Annotated in this window: 14 protein-coding genes; 6 read left to right on the top strand and 8 right to left on the bottom strand. The window is 57.7% G+C overall.

The window, feature by feature from the left end:
* Window positions 1–24 precede the first annotated feature (24 nt).
* Window positions 25–2,271 carry an EAL domain-containing protein gene (locus HQL98_08310; protein MBF0272048.1) on the top strand — a complete coding sequence of 749 codons (2,247 nt, stop codon included), beginning with the start codon at window positions 25–27 and terminating at the stop codon, window positions 2,269–2,271.
* A gap of 694 nt (window positions 2,272–2,965) precedes the next feature.
* Entirely contained in the window at window positions 2,966–4,492 is a 1,527-nt protein-coding gene (locus HQL98_08305; protein MBF0272047.1) for a HAMP domain-containing protein, read from the top strand.
* 115 nt (window positions 4,493–4,607) lie between these two features.
* On the opposite strand, the gene HQL98_08300 is transcribed toward HQL98_08305, so the two are convergent.
* From HQL98_08300 to HQL98_08285, 4 genes are all read right to left on the bottom strand, one after another.
* Window positions 4,608–5,747, bottom strand: coding sequence for an ABC transporter permease (locus HQL98_08300; protein ID MBF0272046.1), 1,140 nt, complete (start codon window positions 5,745–5,747; stop codon window positions 4,608–4,610).
* Window positions 5,744–6,685 carry a heme ABC exporter ATP-binding protein CcmA gene (ccmA, locus tag HQL98_08295; protein MBF0272045.1) on the bottom strand — a complete coding sequence of 314 codons (942 nt, stop codon included), beginning with the start codon at window positions 6,683–6,685 and terminating at the stop codon, window positions 5,744–5,746. Before ccmA ends, HQL98_08300 begins: the two co-directional genes overlap by 4 nt.
* A complete protein-coding gene (locus tag HQL98_08290) occupies window positions 6,682–7,635 on the bottom strand; it encodes an HlyD family efflux transporter periplasmic adaptor subunit (protein MBF0272044.1) in 954 nt (317 codons plus the stop codon). The genes ccmA and HQL98_08290 overlap by 4 nt, the downstream gene beginning before the upstream one ends.
* 81 nt (window positions 7,636–7,716) lie before the next feature.
* A complete protein-coding gene (locus HQL98_08285; protein ID MBF0272043.1) occupies window positions 7,717–8,046 on the bottom strand; it encodes a hypothetical protein in 330 nt (109 codons plus the stop codon).
* A gap of 144 nt (window positions 8,047–8,190) precedes the next feature.
* On the opposite strand from HQL98_08285, the gene HQL98_08280 reads away from it, so the two are divergent.
* From HQL98_08280 to HQL98_08270, 3 genes are all read left to right on the top strand, one after another.
* Window positions 8,191–10,179 (top strand): UvrD-helicase domain-containing protein, encoded by a 1,989-nt coding sequence (locus HQL98_08280; protein ID MBF0272042.1) that lies wholly within the window; start codon window positions 8,191–8,193, stop codon window positions 10,177–10,179.
* Window positions 10,180–10,625: 446 nt separating this feature from the next.
* Window positions 10,626–11,936, top strand: coding sequence for a methylenetetrahydrofolate--tRNA-(uracil(54)-C(5))-methyltransferase (FADH(2)-oxidizing) TrmFO (gene trmFO / locus HQL98_08275; GenBank protein MBF0272041.1), 1,311 nt, complete (start codon window positions 10,626–10,628; stop codon window positions 11,934–11,936).
* Between the two features lie 366 nt (window positions 11,937–12,302).
* A complete protein-coding gene (locus HQL98_08270) occupies window positions 12,303–12,899 on the top strand; it encodes a hypothetical protein (GenBank protein ID MBF0272040.1) in 597 nt (198 codons plus the stop codon).
* A 73-nt stretch (window positions 12,900–12,972) separates the two neighbouring features.
* Here HQL98_08270 and HQL98_08265 read toward each other — a convergent pair whose 3' ends face one another.
* From HQL98_08265 to HQL98_08250, 4 genes are all read right to left on the bottom strand, one after another.
* A complete protein-coding gene (locus HQL98_08265; GenBank protein MBF0272039.1) occupies window positions 12,973–14,043 on the bottom strand; it encodes an NAD-dependent epimerase/dehydratase family protein in 1,071 nt (356 codons plus the stop codon).
* Between the two features lie 93 nt (window positions 14,044–14,136).
* A complete protein-coding gene (locus HQL98_08260; GenBank protein MBF0272038.1) occupies window positions 14,137–15,213 on the bottom strand; it encodes an NAD-dependent epimerase/dehydratase family protein in 1,077 nt (358 codons plus the stop codon).
* Between the two features lie 17 nt (window positions 15,214–15,230).
* The gene (locus HQL98_08255; protein ID MBF0272037.1) at window positions 15,231–16,568 is read right to left on the bottom strand and encodes a radical SAM protein; all 1,338 of its coding nucleotides are present in this window, start codon (window positions 16,566–16,568) and stop codon (window positions 15,231–15,233) included.
* Window positions 16,569–16,579: 11 nt separating this feature from the next.
* Window positions 16,580–17,809, bottom strand: coding sequence for a glycosyltransferase family 1 protein (locus HQL98_08250; GenBank protein MBF0272036.1), 1,230 nt, complete (start codon window positions 17,807–17,809; stop codon window positions 16,580–16,582).
* 302 nt (window positions 17,810–18,111) lie between these two features.
* Here HQL98_08250 and HQL98_08245 point away from each other — a divergent pair, with 302 nt between their 5' ends.
* Window positions 18,112–20,037, top strand: coding sequence for a peptidoglycan DD-metalloendopeptidase family protein (locus tag HQL98_08245; GenBank protein ID MBF0272035.1), 1,926 nt, complete (start codon window positions 18,112–18,114; stop codon window positions 20,035–20,037).
* The last annotated feature ends 4 nt before the right edge of the window (window positions 20,038–20,041 follow it).

Here is a 20,041-nt window from a genome sequence, read left to right as displayed (position 1 = left end):
GAGCGGATGAACCGCCTTTACGCCATGTTGAGCCAAGTCAATCGCGCCATCGTGCGGGCCGACGATCCGGATGGCTTGTATGAATCGGTTTGTCGTATCGCCGTGGAGGCGGGAGGATTCAATCTGGCCTGGATCGGCTTGATCGAACCGGGTCGGGGGAGCCTGTCGCCGGTGGCCAGCTCCGGGGTGGCGGCGGCGGAACTGGCCATCCTCGCGGCTTGTTCCGAAGAGGGCGCGTCAGGGCGGGATCCGGCGGGTCAGGCGGTCCACGACGCCTTGCCGGTGATCGTCGCCGACGTGTTTTCCCATCCCCTTACGGTGACTTGGCGGGAGGTGGCGCAACGCTGGGGGATCGGGGCGTGCAGCGCCTTTCCCTTGCGGCAGGGAGGCGAGGTCATCGGCGCCTTGACCGTGGCCGCCACCGAAGTGGATTTTTTTAAAACCGAGGAGATTCAACTGCTCACGGAAGTGGCGGCGGACCTCTCGTTCGCTTTGGACGTGATGCGCCTGGAGGAGATTCGCGCCGCTTCCGAGTCGAAAATGCAATACCTGGCCCATTACGACGCCCAGACCGGTCTGCCGGGTCGGGCATTGTTCGAGGGGCGTCTGGAAGAGATCACGGTCGCTCCGGGTGGGATGCTCGCGGTGCTGGTGATTCATCTGCGGCGCTACCATGGGGTGCTTCAGACCCTGGGACAGGATGTGGGACTGGAAATCGCCCGGGTGGTGGCCGACCGGTTGGAGTCGATTTTGCCCACGGTGTTCGTGGCCCGGATCAAGGAGTCCAAATTCGCCTTGTTGCTGGAAGCTCCACCGGAACGCTCCAGGGTCGAACAGACCGCCAGACGGGTTTGTCGCGCCTTGTCCGCGGGCATCTTGGTGGAAGATCAGGAGCTGTTTTTGGATCCGTTTGTCGGCATGGCGTTTCATCCCCAGGACGGAGCGCCACGGGAGCTGTTGCAGCACGCCCTGGTGGCCGCCACCACGGTGAGTCAGGAAGGGGGTGGGATGTACGGCTTCTTTGTGGCCGAAATGGAACGGGAATCCCTGCGTCGTCTCGACCTGGACAGCGCCTTGCGTCGTGCTTTGGACGGGAATGAGTTCGAGCTGCATTTTCAGCCCCAGGTGGAGCTGGCCAGCGGTCGGGTGGTGGGGGCCGAGGCCCTGCTGCGCTGGCGACGCCCCGGACACGGTCTGGTTCCGCCCCAGGATTTCATTCCCCTGCTGGAAGACGCGGGACTCATCTGGGCCGTGGGGGAGTGGGTCATGCACGAAGCCTGTCATCGGAGCCGGGAGTGGCGGGAACAGGGATTGACCCCGATCCGCATGGCGGTCAACCTGTCGGCGCGTCAGTTTCACGGCGGCGATATCCAGGCCATGGTGCGTCGCGCCCTGGATGGGGCGGGACTCGACGCCGAATGGCTGGAACTGGAACTCACCGAAGGGGTCGTGTTGCGCAACCCCGAAGCGGTGATCCGTACCATGCTCAAGCTCAATTCGGATGGGATCACCCATGCCCTGGACGACTTCGGTACCGGCTACTCCTCCCTTTCGTATCTGCAACGCCTGCCGGTGGCGCGCATCAAGATTGATAAATCCTTCATCACCAACCTGACCTCCAGTCCCGGCGACGCCGCCATCACCCGCGCCATGGTCGGCATGGCCCACAGTCTGGGCTTGCAGGTGATCGCCGAAGGGATCGAAAACGAAGGCCAGTTGGGTTTTTTGCGCCGTCAGGGGTGCGAGGAGATTCAGGGATTTTTGTTCAGCCGTCCTTTGCCGGCCACGGACTTCGCGGCCTTGCTGCTGGAAGGGCGCGGACTCCCTCCCACCACCAGCAACAAACCGGAACGGGTGTTGCTGGTGGTGGACGACGAACCGTGCATCCTCCAGGCCATTCAACGGGTGCTGCGGCGGGATGGCTATCGCATTCTGGCCACGTCGAGCGTGCGGGAGGGATTCGATCTGCTCTCCCAACATTCGGTGGGGGTGGTGGTTTGCGATCAGCGCATGAAAGAAATGGCGGGTACCGAATTTTTGCGCCGTACCAAGGAACTCCATCCCGATACCGTGCGCATCGTGTTGTCGGGTTATACGGAACTCAGCTCGGTGATCGACGCGGTCAATCGGGGGGCGATTTACAAATTTCTCACCAAGCCCTGGGAGGATGACGCCCTTTCCCAGGGGATCAAGGACGCTTTCCGACTGTATGAAATGGGTCGGGAGAATCGGGAAATGTCCAGCCGGCTTCAAGAACTCGCCTCGAAATAGGTTCGAGGGGCCTGGTGGCGGCATGACGGCATGGGAATCGAAAATTTGGAAAAATTGACAACCGGAAGCGATTGACTTACCTTCATTCCGTATGGAGGGAGGCGGTTCTTGTTATATTTTTAGTTTTCAAAACCGCGATGAGTTCAATTATTCCTATTCAACCAATGAGAGGTTGCCTGCCATGCTGACCCTGAATAATTGGAAAATCAGCTATAAATTGATGGGATCTTACGGGTTGATGGCGTTGCTGCTGATCGGGGTGGGAATCTCCGGGTGGCGGGGCATGGAAGCCATGCGGGCCAAAACCGATGCCATTGTCCGGGTGGTACCTCTGGAGAGCGTCTCTTTGAACATGGCCCTGTCGGTTCGACAGGACATGCAACTGGTGATGGAATTGATCGCCGCCGAGTCCAACAACGACCTGGAGACGGTCTGGAAAGAACACGAAAGCGCGGTCCAACGGTTTGACGCTCTGGCGGATGCCATTCGCTCGGGGGGGACCGTGGGGGGAAAAGCCGTGGTCGCCACCCAGGATGAGCGCATTCGCGAGGTGGTGCAACAGGCGGATCAGTTGCACAACAGCCAGTTTCAACCCTCCATTCTGGCGGTGAAAGAGGCCAGCGTCGCCGTGCTGCAAGCCCGCGCCGACATGAACACCAGCATGAAAGCCATGGAGAAGGCTTACGATCAGGCCATGGAAAAAGGGGCCGGGTTTGAAGGTCTGGTCAAGGAGCGCATCCAGTCGTTGCTGGGTCGGGAGAGCGCGACCCGTATTTTCACCGTGGAAAACACCTGGGCCGACATGGCCATGGAGATCAAGAACACCCTGTCGGTCAGCCGCATTGCCCTGGAGGAGCTGGTGCAAACCAACGATCCCAAGGAGCAGGACGAAGCGGTGCGGGCCTTTGAGGCGGAGACCAAGACCTTTCATGTCTGGATCAACGCCCTGCGCCACGGAGCGGTCACCGACGAGGGCAAAATCAGTCCGGTGACCGGGGAGGCCCTGTGCGACGAAGTGGAACAATTGTTTGTCATGCATGGTCGTTTTGTCGAACACGCCAAACGTCTGATCACCGCCAGTCGTGCCCTGGTGACCCATCTGGCGCAACAAAGCCAATCCGATCACCATGCCGACGAGATCGGCAATCAGATGATGACCATTCTGGCCGCCGTGGAAGAGCGGGTCGGCATGGCGGTGAAACAGGAGGTGGACAACACCACCGCCTTGACCAATACCACCATCACCACCGCCTGGGTCGCCATGTCGTTTGGGGCGCTGATGGCGTTGTTGCTGGGTGTGGGCCTGACGCGGCACATCAACCGTCCGTTGCAGGAGTGTCGGGACAATCTTCAGGCGTTGGCGGAAGGGGATTTGCAGATTCGTTGCGTGTTGACCACCCGGAAGGATGAGTTGGGGCAGTTGTCGCAAAGCATGTCCAGCATGATGGACAAGTTGAGGGAAGTGACGGACAAAATCAAGATCGCCTCGGAAAACGTCTCCGCCGGATCCAGACAGCTTTCCAGCACGGCCCAGAATCTTTCCCAGGGAGCCACGGAACAGGCGGCCAGCATCGAGGAGACCTCTTCGGCCATGGAAGAGATGTCATCCAACATCCAGCAAAACACCGACAACGCCCAGACCACCGAAAAAATCGCCCTGACCGCTTCCCGTTCCGCTGTCGAAGGGGGCGAGGCGGTCAATCAGGCGGTGGCCGCCATGAAGGAGATCGCCGGCAAGATCGGCATCATCGAAGAGATCGCCCGTCAGACCAATCTGTTGGCCTTGAACGCGGCCATCGAGGCGGCCAGGGCCGGAGAGCAGGGCAAGGGGTTCGCGGTGGTGGCGGCGGAGGTGCGCAAACTGGCGGAACGCTCCCAGACCGCCGCCGGAGAGATCGGTCATCTGTCCGCTTCCAGCGTGGCGGTGGCGGAAAAGGCGGGCACCATCATCGATACCCTGGTGCCGGATATACGCCGTACCGCCGAACTGGTGCAAGAGATTTCCGCCGCCAGCCAGGAGCAAAGCCAGGGCGCCGGCCAGATCAACAGCGCCATTCAACAACTCGATCAGGTGATTCAAAACAACGCCGGCGCCTCCGAAGAGATGGCCGCCACCGCCGAAGAGTTGAACACCCAGGCCGATCGACTGGCCGAGGCTCTTGCGTTTTTCAAGGTCGGCAATCCGTTGGCCGGGTCCGTGTCGTCAACCTTGGGGTCGTAACCTTTTGAAAAAAAAAGCGGGGGGTCTGGGGGATTCCTCCCCCAGGGTTTTGACTTTCAACTTTGAAAAAAATTTCCCCCCGTTGGTTTTACCCCTGTTGGGCTTGAAACGTTTTTCAATCCAGAGTCTGCCGATACCGTTTCAAGGCGATGGTGCTGACCACCAGCATGAAAATTCCCAGGGCGCCCACCTCGCTGACAATTTCCACGGGGCCGTTGCCTTTCAGCATCACCCCGCGCACGATGCGCAGAAAATGGGTCAGGGGCAGCACCTCGCCCACCGCCTGCGCCCACTCCGGCATGCCCCGAAAGGGAAACATGAATCCCGAAAGCAGAATGTTGGGCAGAAAATAGAAAAATCCCATCTGCATGGCCTGCAACTGATTGCGGGCCACCGTGGAAAAGGTGAAGCCCACCGCCAGATTGGCCATGATGAAAACCACGCTGGCCAGCATCAACACGCCGATGTTACCCACCACCGGAACCGCGAAAATGATTCGCGCCGCGGTCAGAATCAGCATCATCTGAATGTAGCCCACCACCACATAAGGAAAAATCTTGCCCACCATCACCTCGATGGGCCGCAAGGGCGTGACCAGCAGACTTTCCATGGTGCCCCGTTCCCGCTCCCGGGTCACGGCGAGGGCGGTCATGATTACCATGGTCATGGTCAAAACCACGCCCATCAATCCCGGCACCACGTTGAATTGGGTGATCCCCTCCTGATTGTAGCGTCGATGCACCTTCAGCTCGAAGGGGGTGCGACCGCTGCGCAGACGGGATAACGGTCCGCTCAACTCCCGGTCCAGGGCGTTCCAGGCCAATACGGTCACGGTTCCCAGGGCATTGGAGGTGGCGGCGGGATCGGTGGCATCGGCTTCGATCAGCAGTTCCGGACGTTCCCCCCGGGCCACATCCCGGGAAAAGTGTTCCGGGATCGAGACCACGAACTGTACCCGACCGGTGGAAAGATGGGTTTCGATCTGCTGTTCGTCGTGGATCTGTTCCACCACGCGAAAATAGCCCGACGCCTCCATGCGGGTGATCAGCGCCCGTCCCAGTGCCCCTCCATCCCGGTCCAGCACCGCCGTGGGCAGATTCCTCGGATCGGAATTGATGGCGAATCCGAACAGGATCAACTGCATCATCGGAATTCCCACCATCATGGCAAAGGTGAGGCGGTCCCGGCGCATCTGGATGAACTCCTTGAACATCATCGCCCGCATGCGCTGCCAGGAGATCCCCTGCCCGCTCATGATGAAGACTCCCCAGGGGTGTTGTGGGTGGGCATGAGCTGGATGAAGACATCTTCCAGGGTGGGGGCATCTTCTCGCCAGATGAACTGTTCATCCGTGCGGAACGAAGCCAGAGCGGCCAGCAACGCGGTTCGATTTTTGCCGCCGACGTGCAACTGGGATCCGAAAGGGGCCACCAGATCGATCCCCGCCACCCCGGTCAGACGCTGCATCAGGGGAGCGGTCTGGATTCCGGCCTGGGCCGGGGTGACGGAAAAGGTGGTCAATCCGGCACTGCGGATCACCTCTTCCACCGATCCGGTGGCCAAAAGTCTGCCATGGGCGATATAGGCGATGGCGTGGCAGCGTTCGGCTTCGTCCATGTAGTGGGTGGTGACCAGTACGGTCAATCCGTCGGCGGCCATGGCGTGGATCTGCTCCCAGAACTCCCGGCGGGCTTTGGGATCCACTCCGGCGGTGGGTTCGTCGAGCAACAGCAGACGGGGTTGATGCAGCAGACAGGCGGCCAGGGCCAGACGTTGTTTCCATCCTCCGGAAAGCTCTCCGGCCAACTGGTGGCGTCGTGCGGTCAGTCCCAGACGTTCGAGGGCCGCTTCCACCTGTTCCTGGCGACGGGGCAGACCGTGGACACGGGCCGCGAAATCGAGATTTTCCCGAATGGATAGATCTTCGTACAAAGAGAATTTTTGCGTCATGTAGCCCACCTGACGCTTGATGGCATGGGATTGGGTCCGGATGTCCAAGCCCAGACAGGCCCCCTCCCCTTCGTCCGGGGTGAGCAGTCCGCACAGCATGCGCATGGTGGTGGTCTTGCCCGAACCGTTCGGACCTAAAAAACCCATGATCCGACCCTGGGGAACGGACAGGCTCAGGTGATCCACCACGGTGCGGCCCTGGAACCGTTTGGTCAATCCTTTGACCTCGATGGCGGCGTTCATGACGGGTTGGGGGCAGGCAGTCCGATGGTCACCGGTTGGCCGGGACGCAAGGATTCCGCGTGTTTCGCCGGGATCGCCTCCACCGCGAAGACCAGTTTCTCCTTGCCTTCCCGGGAGTAGAGTACCGGCGGGGCATAGACCGCCTCGGAGGCGATGAAGGAGACCGTTCCGGTCAGCCCTTCCGGGCAGCCCGCACAAGTCAGGGTCACTTGCGGGTTGCGGCTCAGGCGTCCGACCCCTTCGGCCCCCAGAAAAAACCGTATGGTGACCTTTCCCGGTGGCAGCAGGGTGATCACCGCCTGTTGGGGGTTGACCGTCTCTCCGGGGTGAAACAGCACCTCTTCGACCCGTCCGGCGTCGGGTGCCCGGACCATGCGCTGTTGCAGATGCCAGGCGGCCCGTTGCAGGGTGTTTTCCGCCAGCTTGAGATTGGCCTCGGCGGCGGCGATTTCCGCCTCCCGGCCCCCGTCGCGGGCGGATGCGATGGCGGCGGTCAACTCTGCGACCCGGGCTTCATCCCGTTGTTGGGCGCTGGTGATTTCATCCAGTCTGGATTGACTGGTGGCATCGCTTTTGAGCAGGCTTTCCTGACGCCTTTTTTGCAGGGCGCTCAGACGTTGACTGGCCTGGGCTTGTTCCCGCTGTTTTTCGAGAATGCGGATTTCGTTGTCCCGTTTGCCGGTGAGCAGGTTGTCCCGTTGGGCTTTGGCCCGTTCCAGATTGGCTCGCGCCTCTTCGGAGGCCAGCATTTCCAGATCGTTTTCCAGGGTGAACAGGGGTTGATCCTTTTGGATCGTGGCGCCTTTGGTCACGGCCACCCCAGTCAGACGACCACCGGAAAGGGCGCCGATGTGGAGATATTCCCCTTCCACATATCCTTGCACCGAACCGGTGGCAGGCTCTCCGCAACCGGCCAGAAACAGCAGGAGCAATATCGGCAGGATGTTCATGCAGGGTTCGATTGGGTATCTTTTGTCGGTCTTGAAAGAGGAATCATCCCTGGGGGATGGTTCCCCCAGGGCGTTTGGCGGTCAATTCTGGGCGATTTCTTGCAATTTTTCTTCCGCGAGGGGATCCAGGACCACTTCGCGCACCATTTCCTCTTCGGAGGTTTCCGGTTGATCCGGTTTGGCGCTGGCATCCGCGCCGAAGAGGGTTTCCAGCAGAATGCGGGTCAGCACGTTGCGCATTTTCGATTCGGTGACTCCCGAGGCCGGATTGGCGAACGCCACTCCTTGAGAGGAGAGATCCACTTGATATTCGGGTCCGAATCCGGTCGAGGCGTTTCCGCTGTTGACGGCGCTGGCGGAGCGATTCGAGGAGAACGACACCACGGCTGCTGTCGAATTGGAAATCATCATGGCGAGATCCTTTGCGCACTCATCCAAAAGAGCTTGTGGGAAGCGGTTCGGGGGATTAACATGAATCCCATTAACCGTTTTATCGGTCGTACCCGCCTTTGGCTTTACCTTTCCTTGCGTTTTTCATGAAGGATCCGAAGCTCCGTGACTTCCATTGATTTTCTTGCAGATCTCAACGTTCCGCAGCAGCAGGCGGTGATGGCCTCCGAAGGCGCCCTGATGGTTTTGGCGGGTGCGGGATCCGGAAAGACCCGGGTTTTGACCCGTCGTCTGGCCCGTTTGCTTCATCAAGGCGAGGCGGGTTTGGGGGAGATCCTGGCGGTGACTTTCACCAACAAGGCCGCTTTGGAAATGCGCGAGCGGGTGGCGGATCTTTTGAATCTGGATGAAGAGAGTACCCGTCGTTTGTGGATTGGCACCTTTCACGGCATGGGCGCGCGCATGTTGCGTGCGAATGCGGAGGTATTGGGTTTCGATCCCAATTTCACCATTCTGGATTCCGGCGAGCAGCAGCGGTTGATCAAACGGCTGTCCGAGCAAAAAGGTTTCCTTGATCCCTATTGGAACCCGAAGCGGTTGGCCATGTCCATCGGTCGTTGGAAGGATGACGGATTGGGGCCGGACGATCTGGGGGAGACCCGGTTGAAAGCCTCGCGGGATTTGATGCGCATCAGCGGCTTTTACAACGATTATCAAGACGAGTTGCGGCGTTTGAACGCCATGGATTTCGGGGATCTGTTGTCCAACTGTCTGAAGCTTTGGGATCGGGCGCCGGAGATTTTGTTGGGGTATCAGAAGCGTTTCCGTCATTTGTTGGTGGACGAGTATCAAGACGCCAACAAGGTGCAATACGACTGGATGCGTTGTTTGGCGGTGGGGGGAGCGTTGTGTGTGGTGGGGGATGATGATCAGTTGATTTACAGCTGGCGCGGCGCACGGCTGGAGAACATCTTGAAGTTCGAGGATGATTTTCCCAATGCCCGGGTGATCCGGCTGGAGCAGAATTACCGTTCCACGGGGAATATTCTCAAGGCTTCCGGGGGATTGATCGATCACAACAAGGGTCGCAAGGGCAAGACGTTGTGGACCACGGGTGCGGAAGGGGCGCTTTTGGAGACCTATGTGGCCGAGGATGGGGAGGATGAGGCCCGTCATGTCACCCGGGAGATTTTGCGTCAGGTAGCGGTGAGGCCGTTGCATGACATGGCGGTCTTGGTACGCACTTCCAGTCAGACCCGGTTGTTCGAGCAGGCTTTTCATGAGTTCAATTTGCCGTATCGGGTCAGTGGCGGATTGAGGTTCATGGATCGGGCCGAAATCAAGGATGCGGTGTGTTATTTGCGGTTGGCCCATTCGTTTCGGGATGATTTGGCGTGTGAGCGGATCATCAATGTTCCGAGTCGCAAGTTGGGTCCCAAGGCGTTGGAGGAGATTCAGGCGGCGGCGGTCGAGGTGGGTGGATCGTGGTTGGATGGTGCCCGTCTGGTGGTGGCCCGTGGGGGATTGGGTCCGGCGGCTTTGGCCAAGTTGCGGGGTTTTGTGCAGTTGATGGACGAGGCTCATGCGATGTTGGAGGTGGCTCATCCAGTGGAAGTTTTGGACAAGGTGTTGGACGAGTCCGGTTACATGGAGGCGGTGGAGTTGGATGAGCGGCGCAATGATATTCGTGAGAATCTGCGGGAGTTGCGGGTATTTTTGTCGCAGGTGGATGATCTGGGTGGGTTTTTGGAGCGGGCCTCGCTGGAATCCGATCCTCCGGGTTCGGAGCGGCGGGATGACGGGGTGAGTCGGGTGGTGATTTCGACTTTGCATGCGGCCAAGGGGTTGGAGTTTCCGGTGGTATTCCTGGTGGGTTTGGAGGAAGGTTTGTTGCCCCACAAGATGGCGATGGAAGAAGGGGGGGGGGCGGCGGTGGAGGAGGAGCGGCGTTTGACGTATGTGGGGATGACCCGCGCCAAGGAGAAGTTGTTTTTGAGTCATGCCCGGATGCGGCGGACGTATCAGCGGTTGGAGCCGGCGATTGCGTCGCGTTTTTTGAAAGAGATTCCGGCGGAGACGGTGAAAAAGCGTGAGACGGTGATGACGGCGCGGCGTGGTGTCGGCATCCCGCGCCCGAGGCGTCCATTCTATTGATAATCTTTGAAACTATTTAAAAAAAAGAGAGGGTCTGGGAGATTCATCTCCCAGGGTTTTGACTTTTTTTGCCTTTAGCGCGCTTTTCAAAAAAGCTTTTTTTCGCGCCTTTTGCGAAAAAAAGCGCAAGCGCGCTTCAAACCAATCACTCGCGCCTGTACGAGTGAGCCTTCGCAGGAGTCGTTTCCGTTTTTTGGAAACGACTCCTGCATCATGCGTGCGGAGCTTGACAGGGATTCGGAAGAACAAAAAACAAACAGCCCGGTCAATCAGACGAGTACCCAGGGTGGAGCTGAGGGCGCGCTGCGCTTTTTTCGCAAAAGACGCGAAAAAAGCTTTCGTAAAAGCGCGCCAACGTCAAAAGATTAAAAGATTAAAACCCTGGGAGATGAATCTCCCAGACCCTCTCTTTTTTTTTCAATAGTTTCAGATAAGGATTTCGATCTGTGAACGCGATTCGTATCATTGGAGCCGGCTTGGCCGGATCCGAAGCCGCTTGGCAATTGGCCAACCGTAACGTCACTGTCCACCTCTACGAAATGCGCCCACAACGCTTCTCCCCGGCCCACCACACCGATCGCTGCGCCGAATTGGTCTGTTCCAACTCCCTGCGCGCCGACGATTGGCAACATAACGCCGTAGGCTTGCTCCACCAGGAAATGCGTACCCTCAACAGCTTGATCCTCGCCGCCGCCGACGCCAACCGTACCCCCGCAGGCGGCGCCCTGGCCACAGACCGGGAAGGATTCTCCAACTGGATCACCGAACGCATCACCCATCACCCGAACATCACCTTGATCCGCGAAGAAATTACCACCATCCCCGAAGATGGAATCACCCTGATCGCCACCGGCCCCCTCACCTCCGATGCCCTGGCCACCCAACTGGAATCCCTCGTCGGCGCGGAACGGCTCTACTTCTATGATTCCCTGGCCCCCATCGTCCACCTGGAATCCATCGATTTCAACCAAGCCTTCCGCCAATCCCGCTACGACAAAGGTGGTGCGGATTACATCAATTGCCCCCTCGACGAAATCCAATACAATCAATTTATCTCCGCCCTCATCCAGGCCGACCAAACCCCCTGCCGCCCCTTCGAGAAACCCATCTACTTTGAAGGCTGCCTGCCCATCGAAGTGATGGCCGCACGCGGACCCGAAACCCTGCGCTTCGGCCCCATGAAACCGGTCGGACTCAACAATCCCCACCAGGGCGGCGCCACCCCCCACGCCGTGGTGCAACTGCGCCAGGATAACCACTTGGGCACCCTCTGGAATCTGGTGGGATTCCAAACCAAATTGACATGGCCAGAACAAAAACGCATCTTCCGCACCATCCCCGGCCTGGAAAACGCCGAATTCGCCCGCCTCGGCGCCATCCATCGCAATACCTACATCAACGGCCCGACCGTGCTGGATTCCCATCTGCGCCTGAAAAATCACCCGAACCTTTTCATGGCCGGCCAGATCACCGGCGTGGAAGGCTATGTGGAATCCGCCGCCTCTGGACTCATGGCGGGCCTGTTCATCGCCCACCTGCTCCAACACGATACCTTGCCCGAACCCCCTCCCCCCACCACCGCCCATGGCGCCCTGCTCCACCACGTCACCCAAAGCGACCCGACTCACTTTCAACCCATGAACGTCAATTTCGGCCTCTTCCCCCCACTCACCGAACGTTGCCGCAAAGTGGACCGCAAACCCGTCATGGCCAAACGGGCCATGGAGGCGCTGGAAGGGTGGAAAAATAATACTTAAGGAAGTATTATTTTGTTTTGGCTTGATTTTTTGTTGACACGATTTCAAAAAGTGTGTTTAACCTTTTTGAAAAAAAGGGTGCTATTTCGGGTTTCATAGAGATAACCTTTTAAAATTCAAAGGTGATTAAAATGGGCAAAATATGGACTGAGGCGGATTTCCCGGAGTGTATGCCCTTGGCGAAACGTCAATCTGCGGCAGCAGCCTATAACAGACCCGTGAGCGTCGCCTGCTTTGTCACCGAAAATTGCCATCAGGGCTATGTTTGGCGTTTGCCCCCGTTGCCCTCCGATGAAAACAAGAACAAATCTGCTGACCATGCACCCACTGTCAGCGGTGGCTGAAAGTATTTGGTAATTCAAAAACATGTCTGATAAATTTTTTGTGCTTGGAAACAAAATTAAAGATTTGCTTGATTCAGAAAATTCTTTATCTTTTAAAGATGAGGTAACTAAATACGTCAATAACGCCTTTTATGGTGTTTTTGAAGCGTTTTTGAATGGTGAGCAATTTGAGTCCCTCATCGAAAAGAAAATCGAGAAGGTGAATCTGGATCCGGCCTTGTTGAGAGTGGCCATCGAATCGGCCTTTATCGATTTGTATCGGGCCTCGCAGATTCATGAATTCGCGGATGACGCGCCGGCTCTCAATCGAAAAGGGGCCGCAGTGATGTCCTGGTTGAATCGGATTAAGCCCATTCAGTCCATTGATGGCGATAATGATGTTTTTCTTTTTGTCAATCCCATATTTGCTTTGCTTATTGGGATGGCGATTGCCTGGAACGATCGTGATTATAATAAGAATAACATGTATACAAATAAAGATTTTTTTAATAAAATTTTAGCAGAGCTTATTGATCTGTTAAAGGAAAACAGTTATTGCAAGCTTTCGTTTTATCGCCTGATGTGGCACGCCCCCGATCATCGAGAGCTGACGTTGATGCTGAGTTTTTTTGTTCGCTAACCGCACCAAATTGATAACGACCCCCCGTTTTCAATGGGGGGTCGTTGATTGGCCCATTCCGTAAATTTTTTATCTATCTCCCCAAAACCCGCTCCGTCAAAGCGTCGTGAATCTCCTTGAGGATTCCCCGGATGTCATAGGTGTACTGCCATTCCGGGTAGTCCTGACGGAAGCGGTTGACGCTGCCGACCCACCAGATGTGGTCACCGATGCGGTTTTCCTCCTGGTAGTTCCAAGTCATGGGTCGTCCGGTCAACTCTTCGCACAGGGTGATGGCTTCGAGCATGGAGCAGTTGGAGTGGCGTGAACCGCCCATGTTGTAGACTGCGGCGCTTTTCGGGGCCTGGAAGAAGTGCCAGAAGGCGTTGACCAGGTCGTGGGAGTGGATGTTGTCCCGTACCTGTTTGCCTTTGTAGCCGAGTACGGTGTAGGGGGTTCCGGTGACGGCGCATTTCATCAGGTACGACAGAAAACCGTGCAGGGGGGCGCCGGAGTGGCCAGGTCCGGTGAGGCAACCGCCGCGAAAGCAGGCGGTTTTCATGTCGAAGTAGCGACCGTATTCCTGTACCAGCAGATCGCTGGCCACTTTCGAGACGCCGAAAAGGCTGTGGGTGGATTGGTCGATGGAGAGGGTTTCGTCGATGCCGTCTTTGGCCCAGGGATGGGAGGGATCCAGTTCCCAGCGGGTGGATTGTTCGATGAGCGGCAGTCGGTTGGGGGCGTCGCCGTAGACCTTGTTGGTGCTGCAATGGATGAAGGTGGCTTGCGGGCAGAGTTGACGGGTGGCTTCCAGCAGGGTCAGGGTGCCGTTGGCGTTGATGGTGAAATCGACCATGGGTTCTTTGGCTGCCCAGTCGTGGGAAGGTTGGGCGGCGGTGTGGACGATGAGTTGGATGTCGTTTTTGTAGTGGTCGAAGAGTTTTTGGATCGCCGTGTTGTCGCGGATGTCGATGGTGTGGTGTTGATAGTTGGGGATTTTTTGTTCCAGTTCTTGTCGCGCCCAATCGGTGCTGGCTTGGTCGCCGAAAAAGTAGCGGCGCATATCGTTGTCGATGCCGATGACGTTCATGCCTTTGGCGGAGAGAAAGCGAACGGTCTCCGCGCCGATCAAGCCTGCGGATCCGGTGACAATGGCAACGCTCATGAAACATTCACCTTCGTCGATGGGTTGGAAGCTGTTAAAACGATTGAAAAAAATCAAAATCCTGGGAGATGAGTCTCCCGGACCCTCTCGCCATTACGACGCGCCCAACAAAGGAGCCAACAGGTCACGATGATCGACAATCCAGGCGTGGATGTCATTCAACGTCTGCTCGACTCCCCTTTTCGGAGACCATCCACAAATCCGCGTCACCTGCTCGTGATCGCTGACATAATAAGGAATGTCGAAATCCTTGGTCACCGGATCGGAGCGCATCGACACGTCACGACCCGTGATGCGCCTGCACCAATCGGTCAACTCCCGCAGACTGATCGAAATCGCCTGACCACCCCCCACATTGTGAACCGCTCCGGAATGGGTATCCAGATCCCCCATTTGGATGCGCAGAAGATCATACAGATCATCCACATGCAACAGATCCCGCACCTGTTTTCCCGTGCCCCCGAACCCCATGTAACCCAAAGGCAACCCGAACAGATGATGCGCCATCCACAACACGATCACCCCTTGATCCACCTTGCCCATCTGCCAGGGTCCGGTCAAAATGCCACACCGGTTGATGATGGTCTTGAGACCATACATGGCCCGATACTCTTCGATGAGCAACTCCGAAGCGAGCTTGGTGGTTCCGTAAATGGAACGACTGCCCTGCATCGGAAACGACTCCGCGATTCCCGCTGCGGACCATCCCATGCCCGTTTTCCCCTGCGGGACCACAAGACGGGTTTCCGCCTCCTCCAACGGAAGGGCACGCAGACCGGCAATGGGATAAACCCGACTGGTGGAAAGAAAAATCAACCCGCTGCCATGCTTGCGGGCGTACTCCAGACAATGGATCGTCCCCGAAAGATTGGTGTGGATCACATAAGCGGGGGAGCCGCCATATCCGGCCTGCACACTGGGTTCCGCCGAACACTCGACAATCAGATCGGCAGCCCCCAAAGCGTCCAGATCCTCGGGACAGCGGATGTCTCCATGCTGAAACGTCACCCCTCCCCGACGCAACCGCTCCAGGGACAACTCTCCGCCCCGACGTTTCAGGTTGTCCAGGGCGACCACCTCCACCCCTTCCAGATCCCGCTTGAAAGCCAAAGCCAGATTGGAACCGACAAAACCGGCTCCACCCGTCACCACGATGCGCCTGGGATTCATGGGAAAGCCTCGTTCATTCAATGGGCAAGGTTTTCGTATTTCAATTGACCGTCCGTGGCGCGGACGTAGTTGTCATCCAGCCGGGCGGAAGGATAGGCCGGCAGGGATTTTTTCTGACTCAGGGCGTGCAACGGAGCCCCTTCGATTTCGGCGCAGCCGGATTTCTGGATCGAATCCAAAGGCAATGTGCTGATGTAGCGTTCGGTGTCTTGAACCTGTTCCGGGGTTTCCCCCGGCAGTCCAAAGGTGAACGTGCCATGCAGGGTCATGCCCACCCGCTTGATCTCATGGGCGACACGCCGGGCCTCTTCCAGATTGAGCCGCTTGTTGACAATCTTGTCCACCACCTCCTGATTGCCACTCTCGAAACCCACCTTGACCCCGAAACAGCCACTGTCCTTCATTTCCTTCCACAGGTGCAGACCCGAAGTGTCGGAACGGCACATGGCCGACCAGGGCACCTGAAGCTTGCGCATGATGGCGCACACCTTTTCGACGTGACGATCCCCGAGATTGAAGGTGTCGTCGTCGAAATAGATGGATTTGAAATGGTATTTATGCACCAGTTCCGTCAGGAAGGCTTCCAGGTAATCCCCGCTGTAATGACGCACGAATCGCTTGCCACTGCCATCCGGATCATTGCCGGTCATGGTGGCGGGCCACACGCAGAAAATGCACTTGAACGGACATCCCCGGCTGGTCAACACCTGGGCATGGGGGGCAAGCTGTCCCACCGGATTGCTGTCCCAGTAGCGATAGGCGTACAGATGGTCGAAATAGGGAAACGGCGCGGCGTTCATCTCCTCCAGGGTGAGCAGATCGAAATCGATCACGCCGCTGGAGCCGTTGACCGCCTTGACCACTCCTTTTTCATACTCCCCCCGCACCGCCGCCTGAATGTTGGGAGCGGCGTTGAGAATCTCTTCTCCCAAAGAGGTGATCGGGCCGGTGATCACGAAGCGGGTATGGGGCAGACGCCGGGCGATTTCCCGCATCACGGTTTGATCGTGATCCCAGCTCGGCGAGGCGGATTCGATGACGATGAGATCGAATCGTTCCCGTTCGAGATAGTCGTAATAACGGTCGTAGGACTCGCGCAACGCGATGCTGTCGCGGAACACCACCGGTACCCCCAGAGCCTTGGCGCTGTAGGTGGCGGCGTAACCCATGAAAAACGGATACGGCAGATAGGATCCAAACTCGAAGCGATCCGGCGGAATCGGAATCTGGTAGGTGAATGGCCAACGGGATCCGGCCCGCACCCCGGCCCGGTGAATGGGAAAGGTGGCTCCGTTATCCAGGGTGTGCCAGGAGAGATCCTGCCACCAGGGGGGGTTGCTGAACAGAATCTTCATGGATTCACCTTTTAACGCGTCGCGTGCCAGGAGAGCATGGTGTCGAGCAGTTGCGTCGGTCCGTTCAAGGCTTCCCACTGCTGGGAGGCCACCTTGGCACGGGTGGCCAGCGCGTCGAAGTGATGCAGCGCGGCGAGTACCCCTTGCAACACGATTTCGGGGGAGGAACGGTCCGAAGGGTCGTCGTAGATGATGCCGGGAGAACCGAATCGTTGTACCAGAATCGCCATGGTGGTCCGGGAGGGGACCACAAGGGGAATGGCGTTGGCGATGGCTTCGCTGGCCAAAGCCGAATAGGTGGAGACAAAATGGTCCCGGTAATACGGACAGACCACCAGATCCGATTGATCGAGCAGTTGACTCCAGAGATCGGGTCCGGCGGGTCGCTCGTCGAGGATCAGACGGGGATCGGCGGCGGCCATGGTACGCAGTTGGTTTTGCAGATCCACGCACAGATCCGGAGCGCCGTTGTGAACCAGAATGCGGATGTCGGGTTGCAGACTCAAGAGTCGTCCCGCCAGTTCCGGGACAAAGCCGAAGCCTTTTTCCAGCCGCTGGTGACCCAGTAAAGCAATGGTGACCGGTCTGGTTCCGGTCCGGTCCCGGCAGCCGGTGACGGCACGGTTGGAAAGGGGCAACGCGTGTACCGGATGGTCGAACAGTTTTTCGTAAATCGCCGATGCCTGGGCGTCGAAAGTGGCCAGACGCAGCCAGGGATGATTCCCCTGGGAGAGGTGTTTCTTGGCGATGTAACGCAGCAGCAACGGTCGGGGATCCCCCTGATAACACAAGGAGAGCTGGATTCCCTGATCGGTTTCGCGGGGCATGAGTCCGGCGTACTGGCCGAATTCGATGATCACCGTGGGGCGTTGATCCTCGGGCAGCGATTGAACCCAGCGCAACATGGCCGCAAATTGGGCCGGTCCGGCGGAGTTGAGAAAAATCAGATCATCCCGACCCACTCCGTGCAGACGGGTGAGATCCTCGTGGGTGACGTTGGCCATAAAATCAAAATTGCTCAACCAGCCGCATAACGGATCGTCGTCGTAAGTGCCGTAGGGGTTGCAGCGGAACCAGGGAATGGCCAGCAGTTCGTCGCGCAGAAAGTCCTCGATCTGGTTGTAGGCCAGCACCGCCGAGGGAATACCCCGTCGTCTGGCCTCGAAAACGACATGACGGCATGAATTGGCGTGGTGTCCCAGATTGTTCAACAGACCAGGATCGGCGAATACGAGGTTCATGGGTTTCGGTAATCTTTTTGCAAGGGGTGGGGTTGTCAAAGGTTGTGGGATTGTTTCATACTTTTTTTAAACGCGAAAGTGGTGTCGGGTTTGATGTCCGGTAAATTATGGGGAGTCAGAAAATCTCTTGACATAAGGTAACAATGTCTCTAGAAAGGTCGATTTATGCCCTATGAAAATAGACGATGATCGTTTTTCAGCCTCCCGTCATGTAAACGGACCGTGAATTGCATAGGAATTTTTTCCGGCCAGGCAGATGGGTGATAAATGTTAACTGCTTGAAATTGAAGTGGATAAATCGAATGCTCTTTTCATCCCCGGTTCTGTTGCGCAGCACGCTGTCGGCCATTTTGCTCATTACAGCCTGCGGCAGCGCGAATGCGAGTACCAGAGGAAGTGGTACTCCGGACTATTTGCAGCGGATGCTCAAGGGCGAGGATCAGTCCAATTCCTCCTCGCGTGTCACGGACCCGACCATCGATGGACGCGGAAATGTCTCCCAGCTCCCCTCGACGCCGGTGCGTCTGGCCTCGCTGGTTCCGATCCAGACCGTGGTCGAACCGCAACGGACCGCTTCCAAGTCCCGGGTGGTGATCGAGCGGGTTCGTCGCGACGACACCTACGCCAACCTGATGCAGCGTCAAAACATCCCCAAAAGAACCGTCAAACTTTTCGCGCTCAAGGCCAAACCGCTGTTCGATTTGACGCAGCGTCTCAAGACCGATACCCCGGTCAAGTTGACCTTCAATCAAAACAATCAGCTGATCGGTTTCGGTTATCCCGTGGACCGGGATCTGACCTTGCGCATTTCGGTGGACGAGCAGGAGCGCATCACCGCCGCTTTGGACAAGAACCGTCTGCCCCTGCCCCAGCCGAGCGTGGCCGAACAGCTCAAAAAGGAGTCTTCCACCGACGACTCCAACACCAATAACAACCAGGAAACCGAAGAACACAGCGTCGAGCGCAACACCGAAGGCAATTCCGATATCGTGGTGGAAGACGACAACACCTCCGATGACGATGACAATGCCGCTTCGGCTTCGATTTCCGAGTCCCTTTCCCGGGAGTTCGCGGGTCTGGCGGTCACCACCAAGGAAATCACCATCCGTCCTGGCGACTCTCTGGGCGAACTGCTGTCCCGGCGGCGGATTCCCAATCTGACCGCGTTGCAACTCTCCAAGGCGGCCCGTCCGGTTTACGATCTGGCCAGACAGTTGGCCCCGGGCAAGACCATGACCCTCTCTTTCGCCCCCAATGGCAATCTGCTGGGCATGATGTATCCGGTGGACCGGGAGCGTACCTTCTGGATCACCAGTCGGGATGGCAAGAATTTTACCGCCAAGTTTGAAAAGAAAATGCTGGATGTCCGTCTGGAGTCCATCGACGGCACCATCCGCAACGAGCGTTCCCTGTTTGTCGCCGCCAAGCGTGCCGGTTTGTCGCGCAATCTGGCCATCAAGCTGTCGGGTCTGTTCGAGTGGGATATCGACTTCGCCCGTGACCTGCATCCCGGTGACCGTTTCACCATCGTCCAGGAAGGGTTGTTCTACAAAGGCAAGCGGGTGCGTGACGGGGATATCGTGGCAGCCGAATTCACCAATCAGGGACAACTGTTCCGGGCGGTCCGGTATATCGATCCCAATGGGCGGGTGGGTTATTTCGACAAGGACGGCAACAACGTCCGCAAGATGTTCATCCGTGCCCCCATGGACTATACCCGGGTCTCCTCGCTTTTTTCCAGCAACCGGTTGCATCCGGTCTTCGGTTACAACCGGGCCCACAAGGGTGTGGATTACGCCGCTCCCGTGGGTACTCCGGTACGGGCTGCCGGTGAAGGTGTGGTGGATTCCATCGGCTACCAGGGTGGTTATGGCAACATGATCATCGTGCGTCACAGCCCCAAATTCAGCACCGCTTATGCCCATCTCAACTCCTTTACCAGCGGTTTGCGTCAGGGTGACCGGGTGCGGCAGGGTGAAGTGATCGGTCGGGTCGGCGCCACGGGTACCGCCACGGGGCCTCATCTCCATTACGAGGTTCGCATCAACGGCGATCAGGTCAATCCCTTCACCGTTCAGTTGCCTTCGAGCGGTCCGGTGGAAAGAAAATTCCAGGCCGATTTCCGCAATCAGAGCAATCAGCTTTTGGCGCTGCTCAAAAAGAGAAAAACGGGTGACGTGACCCATTTGGCTTCCAACGTTTTGACCCAACGCACCCAGTCCCGTTAGGAGT

The organism is Magnetococcales bacterium, assembly GCA_015231755.1.
Taxonomy (GTDB): domain Bacteria; phylum Pseudomonadota; class Magnetococcia; order Magnetococcales; family Magnetaquicoccaceae; genus Magnetaquiglobus.
Note: the sequence above shows the minus strand (reverse complement) of the source record. Positions and strands in the feature narration are given on the sequence as shown.

What these genes read in the sequence shown, in the direction of transcription:
- HQL98_08310 (MBF0272048.1), top strand. Translation starts at nt 25, where the DNA reads ATGTTGAGCCAAGTCAATCGCGCCATCGTGCGGGCCGACGATCCGGAT.
- HQL98_08305 (MBF0272047.1), top strand. Translation starts at nt 2,966, where the DNA reads ATGGAAAAAGGGGCCGGGTTTGAAGGTCTGGTCAAGGAGCGCATCCAG.
- HQL98_08300 (MBF0272046.1), bottom strand. Translation starts at nt 5,747, where the DNA reads ATGAGCGGGCAGGGGATCTCCTGGCAGCGCATGCGGGCGATGATGTTC.
- ccmA (MBF0272045.1), bottom strand. Translation starts at nt 6,685, where the DNA reads ATGAACGCCGCCATCGAGGTCAAAGGATTGACCAAACGGTTCCAGGGC.
- HQL98_08290 (MBF0272044.1), bottom strand. Translation starts at nt 7,635, where the DNA reads ATGAACATCCTGCCGATATTGCTCCTGCTGTTTCTGGCCGGTTGCGGA.
- HQL98_08285 (MBF0272043.1), bottom strand. Translation starts at nt 8,046, where the DNA reads ATGATGATTTCCAATTCGACAGCAGCCGTGGTGTCGTTCTCCTCGAAT.
- HQL98_08270 (MBF0272040.1), top strand. Translation starts at nt 12,303, where the DNA reads ATGTCTGATAAATTTTTTGTGCTTGGAAACAAAATTAAAGATTTGCTT.
- HQL98_08265 (MBF0272039.1), bottom strand. Translation starts at nt 14,043, where the DNA reads ATGAGCGTTGCCATTGTCACCGGATCCGCAGGCTTGATCGGCGCGGAG.
- HQL98_08260 (MBF0272038.1), bottom strand. Translation starts at nt 15,213, where the DNA reads ATGAATCCCAGGCGCATCGTGGTGACGGGTGGAGCCGGTTTTGTCGGT.
- HQL98_08255 (MBF0272037.1), bottom strand. Translation starts at nt 16,568, where the DNA reads ATGAAGATTCTGTTCAGCAACCCCCCCTGGTGGCAGGATCTCTCCTGG.
- HQL98_08250 (MBF0272036.1), bottom strand. Translation starts at nt 17,809, where the DNA reads ATGAACCTCGTATTCGCCGATCCTGGTCTGTTGAACAATCTGGGACAC.
- HQL98_08245 (MBF0272035.1), top strand. Translation starts at nt 18,112, where the DNA reads ATGCTCTTTTCATCCCCGGTTCTGTTGCGCAGCACGCTGTCGGCCATT.